Annotated in this window: 14 protein-coding genes and 10 tRNA genes; 3 read left to right on the top strand and 21 right to left on the bottom strand. The window is 47.4% G+C overall.

The features are described from left to right. Positions 1 to 97: 97 nt before the first annotated feature. The 18 genes from KNO76_RS13470 to acpS form a co-directional block, all read right to left on the bottom strand. A tRNA-Ile gene (locus KNO76_RS13470) sits at positions 98 to 174 on the bottom strand. A gap of 12 nt (positions 175 to 186) precedes the next feature. After that, positions 187 to 263: transfer RNA gene (locus KNO76_RS13475), tRNA-Arg, on the bottom strand. 3 nt (positions 264 to 266) lie between these two features. Beyond that, positions 267 to 354: transfer RNA gene (locus tag KNO76_RS13480), tRNA-Leu, on the bottom strand. Positions 355 to 377: 23 nt separating this feature from the next. Beyond that, a tRNA-Lys gene (locus KNO76_RS13485) sits at positions 378 to 453 on the bottom strand. Positions 454 to 462: 9 nt separating this feature from the next. After that, positions 463 to 534 (bottom strand) — tRNA-Gln (locus tag KNO76_RS13490). A 7-nt stretch (positions 535 to 541) separates the two neighbouring features. Further along, positions 542 to 617, bottom strand: a tRNA-Asp gene (locus KNO76_RS13495). 21 nt (positions 618 to 638) lie between these two features. Further along, positions 639 to 714, bottom strand: a tRNA-Val gene (locus tag KNO76_RS13500). A 5-nt stretch (positions 715 to 719) separates the two neighbouring features. Beyond that, positions 720 to 794 (bottom strand) — tRNA-Glu (locus KNO76_RS13505). A 30-nt stretch (positions 795 to 824) separates the two neighbouring features. After that, positions 825 to 916: transfer RNA gene (locus KNO76_RS13510), tRNA-Ser, on the bottom strand. Between the two features lie 9 nt (positions 917 to 925). After that, positions 926 to 1,000 (bottom strand) — tRNA-Asn (locus KNO76_RS13515). 220 nt (positions 1,001 to 1,220) lie between these two features. Continuing rightward, positions 1,221 to 3,347 (bottom strand): Tex family protein, encoded by a 2,127-nt coding sequence (locus KNO76_RS13520; RefSeq protein ID WP_214885942.1) that lies wholly within the window; start codon positions 3,345 to 3,347, stop codon positions 1,221 to 1,223. A 69-nt stretch (positions 3,348 to 3,416) separates the two neighbouring features. Further along, positions 3,417 to 4,217 (bottom strand): RNA polymerase sigma factor SigB, encoded by an 801-nt coding sequence (gene sigB / locus KNO76_RS13525; RefSeq protein ID WP_015880560.1) that lies wholly within the window; start codon positions 4,215 to 4,217, stop codon positions 3,417 to 3,419. After that, complete coding sequence (rsbW, locus tag KNO76_RS13530; protein WP_026824471.1) at positions 4,183 to 4,662, bottom strand: anti-sigma B factor RsbW; 480 nt, start codon at positions 4,660 to 4,662, stop codon at positions 4,183 to 4,185. The genes sigB and rsbW overlap by 35 nt, the downstream gene beginning before the upstream one ends. After that, positions 4,659 to 4,985: an STAS domain-containing protein gene (locus tag KNO76_RS13535; RefSeq protein ID WP_015880558.1), complete on the bottom strand. Its 327-nt coding sequence runs from the start codon at positions 4,983 to 4,985 to the stop codon at positions 4,659 to 4,661. Before KNO76_RS13535 ends, rsbW begins: the two co-directional genes overlap by 4 nt. Before the next feature lie 144 nt (positions 4,986 to 5,129). Continuing rightward, positions 5,130 to 5,480, bottom strand: coding sequence for a type II toxin-antitoxin system PemK/MazF family toxin (locus tag KNO76_RS13540; RefSeq protein ID WP_026824472.1), 351 nt, complete (start codon positions 5,478 to 5,480; stop codon positions 5,130 to 5,132). A 5-nt stretch (positions 5,481 to 5,485) separates the two neighbouring features. Next, positions 5,486 to 5,764 carry a hypothetical protein gene (locus tag KNO76_RS13545; RefSeq protein WP_026824473.1) on the bottom strand — a complete coding sequence of 93 codons (279 nt, stop codon included), beginning with the start codon at positions 5,762 to 5,764 and terminating at the stop codon, positions 5,486 to 5,488. Positions 5,765 to 5,893: 129 nt separating this feature from the next. Beyond that, a complete protein-coding gene (gene alr / locus KNO76_RS13550; protein WP_214885943.1) occupies positions 5,894 to 6,970 on the bottom strand; it encodes an alanine racemase in 1,077 nt (358 codons plus the stop codon). Then, complete coding sequence (gene acpS, locus KNO76_RS13555) at positions 6,957 to 7,325, bottom strand: holo-ACP synthase (RefSeq protein ID WP_214885944.1); 369 nt, start codon at positions 7,323 to 7,325, stop codon at positions 6,957 to 6,959. Before acpS ends, alr begins: the two co-directional genes overlap by 14 nt. Before the next feature lie 63 nt (positions 7,326 to 7,388). Between acpS and KNO76_RS13560 the strand changes: the two genes are divergently transcribed. Next, positions 7,389 to 8,114: a rhomboid family intramembrane serine protease gene (locus KNO76_RS13560; RefSeq protein ID WP_214885945.1), complete on the top strand. Its 726-nt coding sequence runs from the start codon at positions 7,389 to 7,391 to the stop codon at positions 8,112 to 8,114. A gap of 44 nt (positions 8,115 to 8,158) precedes the next feature. Here the strand turns inward: KNO76_RS13560 and KNO76_RS13565 are convergent, their stop codons facing one another. The 3 genes from KNO76_RS13565 to KNO76_RS13575 are packed head-to-tail and all read right to left on the bottom strand — an operon-like array spanning position 8,159 to position 9,260. Continuing rightward, positions 8,159 to 8,476: a hypothetical protein gene (locus KNO76_RS13565; RefSeq protein ID WP_214885947.1), complete on the bottom strand. Its 318-nt coding sequence runs from the start codon at positions 8,474 to 8,476 to the stop codon at positions 8,159 to 8,161. A 33-nt stretch (positions 8,477 to 8,509) separates the two neighbouring features. After that, positions 8,510 to 8,992, bottom strand: coding sequence for a hypothetical protein (locus KNO76_RS13570; protein ID WP_251128024.1), 483 nt, complete (start codon positions 8,990 to 8,992; stop codon positions 8,510 to 8,512). Beyond that, on the bottom strand, positions 8,985 to 9,260 hold the full coding sequence (locus tag KNO76_RS13575) for a 4a-hydroxytetrahydrobiopterin dehydratase (RefSeq protein ID WP_026824479.1): 276 nt from the start codon (positions 9,258 to 9,260) through the stop codon (positions 8,985 to 8,987). Before KNO76_RS13575 ends, KNO76_RS13570 begins: the two co-directional genes overlap by 8 nt. Before the next feature lie 139 nt (positions 9,261 to 9,399). On the opposite strand from KNO76_RS13575, the gene KNO76_RS13580 reads away from it, so the two are divergent. Further along, positions 9,400 to 9,933 (top strand): cysteine hydrolase family protein, encoded by a 534-nt coding sequence (locus KNO76_RS13580; RefSeq protein WP_214885949.1) that lies wholly within the window; start codon positions 9,400 to 9,402, stop codon positions 9,931 to 9,933. A gap of 22 nt (positions 9,934 to 9,955) precedes the next feature. Beyond that, positions 9,956 to 11,401, top strand: a complete 1,446-nt coding sequence (locus KNO76_RS13585; protein WP_214885951.1) for a nicotinate phosphoribosyltransferase — start codon at positions 9,956 to 9,958, stop codon at positions 11,399 to 11,401. Positions 11,402 to 11,509: the final 108 nt, after the last annotated feature.

Raw genomic sequence — 11,509 nt, forward strand, 5'->3', positions numbered from 1 at the left:
TGATATAGCTCTTAAATTGACGAAGCTTGCGCTTCATTCAAAAATTGTAAAACTTTTTTTGCCTCATCGTTCAGTTTTCAAAGTTCGTCAGTTTAAATGGTGGGCCTAAGTGGACTCGAACCACCGACCTCACGCTTATCAGGCGTGCGCTCTAACCGGCTGAGCTATAGGCCCATAAAAAAAGAATGGTGCACCCTGAGAGATTCGAACTCCCGGCCTTTAGATTCGTAGTCTAACGCTCTATCCAGCTGAGCTAAGGGTGCGTATGGTGCGGTCGAGAGGACTTGAACCTCCACGGTGTTAACCACCACTAGGCCCTCAACCTAGCGCGTCTACCGATTCCGCCACGACCGCAGCGTATAAAGTTAAAAGAAAAATGGTGAGTCATGCAGGGCTCGAACCTGCGACCCTCTGATTAAAAGTCAGATGCTCTACCAACTGAGCTAATGACTCAAATAAAAGCTGGGCTGGAAGGGATCGAACCTTCGCATGTCGGAATCAAAATCCGATGCCTTACCACTTGGCTACAGCCCAACGTAAATGGCGGTCTTGACGGGATTCGAACCCGCGATCTCCTGCGTGACAGGCAGGCATGTTAACCCCTACACCACAAGACCAGATTACGTTTTTATTTGAAATGGTGGAGGATGACGGGATCGAACCGCCGACCCCCTGCTTGTAAGGCAGGTGCTCTCCCAGCTGAGCTAATCCTCCATATATGGTGACCCGTACGGGATTCGAACCCGTGTTACCGCCGTGAAAGGGCGGTGTCTTAACCGCTTGACCAACGGGCCGATATTATGTGTCTTCTAAGTAATTTTAAGTGGCGGAGACGGAGGGATTCGAACCCTCGCACCGGTTTCCCAGCCTACTCCCTTAGCAGGGGAGCCCCTTATAGCCTCTTGGGTACGTCTCCAAAATAAAATGGCTCCGCAAGTAGGATTTGAACCTACGACCTACCGGTTAACAGCCGGTTGCTCTACCACTGAGCTATTGCGGAACGTTGCTTGAACTTATCGAAGTAACGATTTATATTGTAACCGCAAACCAGAAACCTGTCAATCACTTTCTTAGAAAAACGTTTATTTCGCATGTCGTCTCTCGGCGACTTCTATAAGATATCACGGCATAAAAAGACCGTCAACACTTTTTCTGAAAAAAAGCAGGCAAAATGAAAAACATTTTACCTGCTCCGAGTTTCTTCTTATTAACTGTTCGGCTTAACTGTTCGGCGTAAGCATCGTCAAACTAATTCGTCCACGATTCACATCGACTTGTTCAATCCATACAGTCACGATGTCACCGACCGAAACGACATCTAACGGATGCTTCACGTAACGATTCGACAATTTCGAAATGTGGACTAGTCCATCCTGCTTCACGCCGATATCGACAAATGCACCGAAATCAATGACGTTTCGGACAGTTCCTTGGAATTCCATCCCTACTTTAAGATCTTCAAGGCTCATAACATCTGTTCGTAGTAACGGCTTTTGAATATCTTCACGCGGATCACGACCCGGTTTGGCTAATGATTTTAAAATGTCTTCTACTGTCGGAAGACCCGCATCTAATCGCTCACTCAATGCACGTGCGTCGACTTGCTGTAGACGTTCTCGAAGCTCGGCTGTTCCAACCTCTGATTTAGAGGAGCCGATTTCTTTTAGAATCGATAACGCGAGCGGGTAACTTTCCGGATGAATCTCAGTTTGGTCAAGAACATCCTTCCCGTTCATGATTCGCAAGAACCCAGCCGCTTGTTCGAACGCCTTTGCTCCGAGACGTGGCACCTTCTTAATATCCTTTCTCGTTTCAAAGCGTCCATTCTCTTCACGGTATGACACAATATTTTTTGCCGTCGTCTTGTTAAGTCCCGATACGTATGTCAATAAAGACTCGGAGGCACGGTTGACATCAATTCCGACCATGTTGACCACGCTTTCGACGACAAATTCTAAGGATGCCTTCAGTTTATTCTGGCTCACGTCATGCTGATATTGTCCGACACCGACTGATTGCGGGTCGACTTTGACAAGTTCCGCCATCGCATCCTGGATTCGGCGTGCGATCGAGACGGCTGACCGTTCCTCGACTTTTAAGTCCGGAAATTCACTTCGTGCGACTTCCGATGCCGAATACACACTCGCCCCTGCTTCGTTCACAATCGCATAAGCGATGTCACGCTCTGCTTTCTTCAACCAGTCGGCGACGAATTGTTCTGTCTCGCGTGACGCAGTCCCGTTCCCGACGACGATGACCGAAATCGGATATTTCTTCGCGAGTCTCGTCAACACTCTCTCGGCTCCAGCGATATCATGTTTCGGTGCCGTCGGATAAAAGACACCGACTTCTTCGACTTTTCCGATTTCGTTAACGACTGCCCACTTACAACCCGTCCGATATGCCGGATCAATCCCTAAGACGACTACTTCGCGAAGAGGTGGCTGCATATAGAGCTGCTTTAAGTTTTTCGAGAAGACATCGATTGCTTGTTCTTCTGCCTTCTCTGTCAACTCACCACGAATCTCCCGTTCAATTGCCGGGAAGACAGATTTTTTATAAGCCTCTATCACAGCCGCTTCGACAATTTCACGCTTCTCTTTCGGCAGTCGTTCATATGTACGGAGGGTCTGATCCATGAAGCGCGTCTCGTCAAATATCACTTTTACTTGAAGAACGTCGGTACGTTCTCCACGGTTCAAGGCGAGTACACGGTGTGGGACGATGCCAGCGATTTTTTCTTCATATTCATAGTACTGTGCAAAAATCTCTTTCTCGTCCTCCGCTTGTTTTTTCTTCTTCGAGCGCAAGAGCCCTTCTTTGCGTACGCGGTCACGGAGCATCTGTCTCAATTTCGCTTCCTCGCCCCATTCCTCCCCGATGATGGCACGAACGAGTGGCAACGCTTCTTCTACTTCGACGTCTTGAGCGAGTTCTTTTAACGCCTCTGATGAATAAGATGACTTGTCACGGAACCAGTCTGCGAGTGGTTGCAACCCTTTCTCGCGACCTTGTTCCGCTTTCGTGCGTCGTTTCGGACGATACGGTAAGTAGATGTCTTCAACTTGTTGAAGTGTCGTCGCCACCTCTAATGCTTTCGTTAATTCAGGCGTGTTCTTTTCCAACTCTTCTAATTTGGCAAGGACATCCACTTTACGTTTTTGTAGACTCTCTTCATATTGAAGGGCGTCTAAAATCCCTTTGATTTCGACTTCATCCAGATTTCCCGTCATTTCTTTCCGGTAACGGGCCATGAACGGAATGGTCGCCCCTTCGGACGCGAGCTGTTGTACCGTCTCAACTTGGTTCCCTTTCAAGTTTAACGCTTTAGCCACTTTCGCAATCACTTGAATCACTTCCTTTTTTGATTTCTTCCAAAGTGTAGCAAACATTCAAACAAAAAAGCGACGACTCGATTAGTCATCGCTTGAGAATACTTCATTGAGTGGGACTTTGATGGCTTCACGCAGCTTTTCGAGTGCTCGCCGCTGCAAACGGGAGACGTGCATCTGCGAGATGCCGAGAAGTTCTCCAGTCTCTTTTTGGCTCATGTTCTTATAGTAGGCACATTCTAAGATAGCACGTTCCCGCTCATTTAAGACGTTGAACGCTTTTTCTAAAATGAGACGTTGGTCGACTGATTCATACCCACGTTCTTGGCTACCGACTAAATCGAGTAGTGTGACCGTACTGCCTTCGTTATCCGCTTCAATCGAACTATCGACTGACAAAGCCTGATAGCTCTTGCCCATCTCGAGCGTCTCAAGAATTTCTTCATCCGATACACCGAGATGATCGGCTATCTCATCGATTCGTGGCGAACGTTGTAATTCGGTCGTCAATTCTTCGACTGTCTTCTTAATCTTCGGGCCGAGCTCTTTGATTCGACGAGGCACGTGGACACTCCACGTCTTATCGCGAATAAATCGTTTGATTTCTCCGATGATGGTCGGAACCGCAAATGATTCAAAGCTGCGACCAAACTCTGGGTCAAATCGACGAAGTGCCGCTAGTAATCCAATCATCCCAACCTGTACGAGATCGTCGTGAATCGCCCGTCCTCGCGAGAATTTGCGAGCGAGCGCTTCGACGAGGTCTGAATAGCGATTGATGAGTAGCATTTGCACTTCTTCGTTTTGGTCATCTTGTTGGTAGCGTTCAATCCACTCTAGTACCTCATCATCACTGTGATGGCGTTGTTGAGATTTTGCTGGCACTCTGATCCACCTCGTCCCTGTTAAGGAGTTTTGTCATCGTCACTTTGACACCGTTGTCTTTATTGATCGAGACATCATCCATTAACGCTTCGATAAGGAAGAGACCAAGTCCTCCCTCGCGGAGCGATTCAATTTCCGTCGTCTCTTCGACCGGAGTCGCTTGACGCTTCACATCATCCGCGAACGTCTTGCCTGAATCTTCAATCGTGATTTCAAGACGATCTGCATACACGCCACACGAGAGTTTGACTTCTCCATCCTGATGTTCTTCATAAGCATGTTGCACGGCATTGCCACATGCTTCCGAGACCGCGATTTTAATATCCTCGATCTCGTCGTACGTATATCCCATACGGTTAGCGATTCCTGAAACGACTAATCGAACCACACCGACATATTCTGGTTTGGCCGGGAACGTCATGACCGTCTGTTCAACATTGTTCATTGCGTGCCACCTCTTACATTCGAATTAATAGAAAGAAGTTTGTGAAGACCCGTCAATTCGAATAGACGATTGACTCGATCCGTGACCCCGACAAGTGACAACTCTTTTTCGTTACGCGTGGCAATCTTCAATGCCCCAACGAATACACCAAGACCTGTCGAGTCCATATACTCCACTTCGTCTAAATGAACGACCACATCTTGTTCACTGATGGCCGGATGCAATACTTCTTTCAATTTTGGTGCAGTATATGTATCCACTTCCCCGGATACGTAAAGGTGTAATTGTTCTCCAATGACTTGCTCGCGAATCGCTAAATCCATTGTCTATTCCCCCCTAAATGTCCGTACAGATAAATTGAGTACGATTAATTTTAATTCCCCTCTGACGAAATTTTAAACCATTTTCTTAAAAAATATTTTTTAAAAAAGACCGATACCTATGTACCAGTCTTGATCTATGTAAGGCTAGAGCGGGATCAATCCCATACTAATCTCTAGCGCTCGGTCAACTTTATGCATCGTCTCATCATCGAGATGAGTGACTTTATCCGTCAGACGACGCTTATCAATCGTTCGAATCTGTTCAAGTAAAATCACAGAGTCTCGTTCGAGTCCGTGCTTCTCTTGATATACTTCCACATGAGTCGGCAGTTTTGCTTTTTGAATCTGAGCTGTAATCGCAGCGACAATGACGGTCGGGCTAAAGCGATTGCCGATGTCGTTCTGTACGATGAGAACGGGTCGAACGCCACCTTGCTCTGAGCCGACTACGGGCGACAGATTCGCATAAAATACGTCACCACGCTTTACGATCACTCTGCTCACACCCCACTTACTTGACGTAAGAGAGCATGTTCGGCTTCGGCTTCAATCGTTAGCATCTCTTCTGCCATATTCAAGTTAAACGCGGCCATCTCTTGATAGCCTTTCGCCAATTCTTCACGCAGTGTTTGTTGTCGATCAGCAATTTCTTTAGACAAGTATGTCACTACATCGTTCAAGGACAGTGTTTCACGGTCTTTCATCGAAATCGGACCCCCTTGTTGCGAGAACCGATCTGGGACGGATGCTAGCGCACCCGCAGTTCGCTGCTTCAACATCTTACACCTCCAGAATCGTTTCATGGACTGGCGGAAAATCTCCCGCGTTCTTTATCAATATAACACGCAGGAATGGGAAAATATAGAGAATTCGAGAAAGAATTCAGATAATTTCACACGATTTTTGATTCACACATAGCGACGCGGCAATCGGCTCGTAAATTGACAGACAATCTCATAGTTGATGGTTCCTAGATGTGACGCGAGTTCATCAATGGCGACATTTCCACCGATGAGTGTCACATCCGTACCGACTGGGAACTCTTTTGGGAGACGAATCATGAAACGGTCCATGCAGACGCGCCCTACGATTGGACAACGAACGCCATCCACCTCGACCTCAAATCCGTTCGCCTTCCGTAACCAACCGTCCGCATAACCGACCGGGACCGTACCGATCCATTCATCGGCCGACGTCGTATAGGTCGCGCCGTAACTGATTGTTTGACCTGCCTCAAGTTGTTTCACCTGCATGAGCTGACTTTTTAAAGTGAAAGCTGGGCGCAGAAATGAATAGAACGTCTCCATCTCACCTGACGGATATAATCCATAAAGCGCGATACCGACACGAACCAAGTTGTAAGGAACATCTTGAGCCGCCATTCGGATGGCTCCGGCTGAGTTAGACGTATGAATATAACGGAATCGCTCGTGTAGACCCATCATCAACCGTTCGAATCGCTCTTGTTGCGTATAGTACAAGTCGCTATCTAGTTCATCGGCTGTCGCGAAATGGGTGTAAATCCCTTCCACCCTAATCGAGTCAGTCGCTTCCTCTAGTAAGGCATCCAACTGTTCACGGGTGCGCAGACCGAGACGTCCCATCCCTGTATCGACTTTGATGTGAACCTTCAAAGGCTTTTCTTCTATATAAGGAATTGCCTCTTTTAACCATTCGGCTGAAAAGACGGACAACGTGATGCCCCGTTCTGCCGCAGCTCCGGCATATTCAGGGAATTGCGCCTCCATAACGAGAATGGGTGCCGTGATTCCAGCATCGCGAAGCTCAATCGCTTCCTCAAGTAAAGCGACCCCAAGCATCGTTGCCCCATTCTCAAGTGCAATCTCCGCTACTTCAACCGCCCCGTGACCGTAGGCGTTCGCTTTGACAACCGCCATGATGTCTTGTGGGATACGTGTTGATAATTCTTTTATATTATGGGCGATGGCCGCCCGATCAATCTCGATTCGACTAGGACGAAACATGTTGCCCCTCCTCTTCTAAGATGACTTGCGCGACCGCATACGCTTGACTATGACTGATGCTGACATGAATCCGACCTGAAAACGGTGCGGTCATGACAGGCCGTCCTGTCTCATCTGGTAAAATTTCAATATGACGCCACGATAAACTGTGTGCAATGCCGGTGCCAACCGCCTTGGCATAAGCCTCTTTTGCGGCGAAACGACCTGAGACAAACTCGATTTGACGCGGTAGCGGGTACTGTTGAATAAACTCATATTCCGCTTCGGTGAGCAGGCGCTTTAAAAAACGCGGTTGTTTCATCGAGCGAGCCATCCGATCAAGCTCGACGATATCGATTCCGATTCCTACAATCACAGGACACTCGCTCCTTTCCTTTTTTCCTCGTTTCCTTATACAATTGAGGAAAGAGGTGATGTTATGTTTAGTCGTACTGAAAATGTACAAACGTTTGTACGGGCATATCCACTCGTAACGCTGTTCATTGTAATCCAACTCCTTGTGTTTGTCATCGATTCTTTCGCTCCTGGTTTACGAATCGTTGCGACGGGTGGGTCGTTCCATTTGGCACTCGCGGACGGACAATGGTACCGCTTGGTCACGGCCAACTTTATTCATTTAAGTCTCGGCCATTTATTGTTCAACTCGTTCGCGCTGATCATCTTTGGGCCAGCGATGGAAAGAATGGTCGGTCATGTGAAATTTGCCCTGTTTTATGTATTGGCCGGAGCTCTTGCCAACTTGCTCACCTACTTCACCGTCAGCAATTTATTTTATCTACAAGCTGGTGCGTCAGGTGCAATCTTGGCCATTCTCGGATTTTACGTGTTCATCGGCCGCTTCCGTCGCACGTTGATGTATAGCCAGGATGCCCGCTTGGTTTATATCTTCGTTGCTATCAGCGCTGTCTTCACATTAATCGGTTCAAATGTGTCGCTTTGGGGGCATGTGTATGGTTTCCTCTCAGGATTTTTACTTGCCCTACCACTCTCACGGTTTGCCGTTCCGTATACACGGCCCGCTCACTATGGAAAGTATAAGCAACGCTCGTACGCACCCCCTGTTATTCATTCTGGGGATGGAAAGTGGTTTTTCTACATTATTATCGGACTAGCCATCTTCGGATTATTGGCACAATTCCTATGACAAAGATACAAAAAACGGCCAAGCGAAATTGCTTGGCCGTTTGCTTAAATTTGATTTTTATGACGAGCCTCTTGAAGCACGTCGACTAAATCCTTCACGTCTTCGACAAGGTTTTGAATCGTATCTTGGTTTTCTTCGTAGAGCGATTTCCATTCCATGACACGATCTTTCAAGTTCCCTTTCGATGAGGCTTGAAGACCGACTGCATGGGCTTCTGTCGATATATTCGATGACTTCAACTTCGACTTAATGCCTTTTAATCGTCTTACTTGTTGATCGCGCGTTTCGCTATGGAGAAGTGATGCTGCTGCGCCGATTACTGCACCCGCAGCCATCCCCAACCAGAAATAATTCTTGTTCATAAAAATCCTCCCCTAACATGACGTTATCTTTTATTATAGATTATCTGACTCGGTGACGACATAGTGTTTTATGACAGGACCTGACCCACGTTGTTCCACGGCCCGTTTCAACCGGTCTTCGAAGACTGCGTAATCCGCCGTATCTCGGAAATGTTTTCCACCAGACGTGAACTGAATGAAGACGACAGCATGGTGGTCGTCCGGGTCAACCCCGAGACGATAAGCCGAAAAACCTTCATGTCCGACACCGAGGGGCGCCTTTTCAGTCAATAGTTGATGAAATAACAGAGAACGGGCATTCTCATCCGCCGGGATGTTCGCATACAAGATGTTTCCTTTTTTCACGAATTCCCCTGATGTCTCTTCAATTTCAAACACTTTGCCACTTTTGAACGGGGATTTGTCCCCCTCCGCGAGTAAAATCGTCTCATGTCCATTCGCCGCGATGACACCCGGTTCTTTCCGAAGGCGCTCCGCCACGCTACCTGACGCGAACGTCATATAAAGTTTAGACAAGTCCTTCACACCCTTTCGCGAGTGTAATGTCTTTCTCCGTGATACCACCTTCGTCATGAGTCGATACGGTCAAAGTTACATCCCGATACTCGATTAAGATGTTTGGGTGATGATCGAGTGACTCAGCCAAATCCGCTACTAGATGTACGAATTGGATGGCTTCCGGGAACGTTTCAAGGCGGTAAGTCTTTTGAATCTCCCCATTCACTTCTTGCCAACCGCTTAAGCGTGACAGTTCGTCTGTCAATTCACTTTGTGATAATACCATCGTCACAATCCCCTTTCCCTATACGGTCTACTTGTCTTATTCTACCCAAACCGAAGAAAAATAATCTTCCGCGCATGATGTATAATGATTTAGAATGAGATGGATAGCCATCATTTTGATTATGAGAGGAGCATCTTCTATGCGCGCATTGATTGTTATTGATTATACATTTGATTTTATCGCAGACAGTGGTCGTTTGACTTGTGGGAAACCCGGGCAAGACATTGAAGAACGGATTGTCGAATTGATTGAAACGTTCTCGACAGAAGACTATGTCGTCGTTGCGAACGATGTCCATGATGCAGGCGACACGTTCCATCCAGAGACGACGTTGTTCCCACCCCACAACATTCGCGGAACAGAAGGTCGTGAATTGTACGGAGCTGTGAAAGAAGCATCCAAAACGGCAGACCACTGGATTGATAAGACACGGTATAGCGCGTTTGCCGGAACGGACCTTGACTTGCGTCTTCGGGAACGCGGCATCACAGAAGTTCATCTTGTCGGTGTCTGTACGGACATCTGCGTGCTCCACACAGCCGTAGATGCCTACAATCTTGGTTATCAAATCGTCGTCCACGCCGACGCCGTCCAAAGTTTTAATCCGGTCGGTCACGAATGGGCGCTCGAACATTTCGTCACGACACTCGGTGCGACCGTCGTCGGAAAGTGACGTAAAACAGAAAGGAAAATATATGTTACATCGCAATTTAGCACTTCATACGGACCTTTACCTTCCACGTTGGATGTATATCTACTGGAAGCAAGGTCGTCATAATGAACGGGTCGTCTTTGACCTTTACTATCGTTCAAATCCGTTTAGCGGCGGTTATGTCGTCTTTGCCGGACTCGAGAACATCGTTCACTATTTAGAGAACGTCTCGTTCACAGAAGAAGATATCGCCTACTTGAAACAACAACTCAGGTTCGAAGATGAATTCGAAGACGTCTTACGAAACTTTAAGTTCACTGGTTCACTATATAGTGTCCGTGAAGGAGAAGTCATCTTCCCACACGAACAAGTCGTTCGAATCGAATCGACCATCTTTGAAGCAAAATTGTTCCAAACAGCGCTGCTCAATATCGCGAACCACGAATCCCTCATCGCCACGAAGTATGCTCGAATTCGTCAAGCCGCACCGAACGAGACATTGCTCGAGGGCGGTGCACGCCGTGCGCAAGGGGTCGATGCTGCCTATTACGGCACACGTGCCGCTTACATCGCAGGTTTCGATGTGACAAGCCTCGTCTCTGCCGGACGTGATTTCGATGTACCGACAGGAGGGACGATGGAACATGCGGACATTCAGTTCCATGATGATGAATTGAGCGCATTCCGTTCATTCGCTGAGATGTACCCAGACAACACGAGCCTTCTCATCGACACATACGATACTCTTAAATCCGGTCTTCCGAATGCAATCACGGTCGCGAAAGAACTTGAGGCAAACGGACACCGCCTCAAGTCTGTACGACTCGACTCCGGAGACCTCGCCTATCTGTCGAAACGTGCCCGGAAAGCATTGAATGAAGCCGGTCTCGACTATGTTAAAATCGTCGTCTCTGGTGATTTAGATGAGTACGTCATCCAAGACTTACGAATGCAGGGCGCCGAAGCCGATACGTTCCTCGTTGGGACGCGTGGGATCACAGCTTATGAACAGCCGGCACTTGGTATGGTATATAAACTCGTCGCACGAGAAGATGAGACGGGTGAGTTGAAACCGGTCATCAAAGTGTCTTCTTCCAAAGTGAAGACAACGACGCCTCATAAAAAAGAATTGTACCGGATCATCGATAAGGAAACGAAAATGTTCAAAGGGGATTACATCGCCCTTTCTGACGAACCGGTTGATTCATACACAGAGATCGACTTAATCGATGTCCGTGACCCAGCCTTTAAAATCAAGACACGTAACTTCAACGTCAAACGCTTGTTGCAGCCAGTTTTCCTCGATGGGAAACGAGTATATGACCTACCGAGCACGACCGAGATTCGTACTTACCACCATGAGCAGATGAACGGTTTTTGGGAAGAGTATAAACGCCTTCGCCTGCCGGAAGTTTACTCGGTGACGTTCAGTAAACCACTTTGGGATCTAAAACTTGATATGATTCGCAAAACGCGAGTTCCAAAATAAAAAAGGTTGTGGGTGCATTTGAACTGCCCCATAAAAGTTGGACATGAAAAATCCAACTTTTATGGGGTGTTTTTTATGACCAAATATTCAAAGGCATTGAAAGTCCAA

This window comes from Exiguobacterium sp. s101 (genome assembly GCF_018617835.1).
Lineage (GTDB): Bacteria > Bacillota > Bacilli > Exiguobacteriales > Exiguobacteriaceae > Exiguobacterium > Exiguobacterium marinum.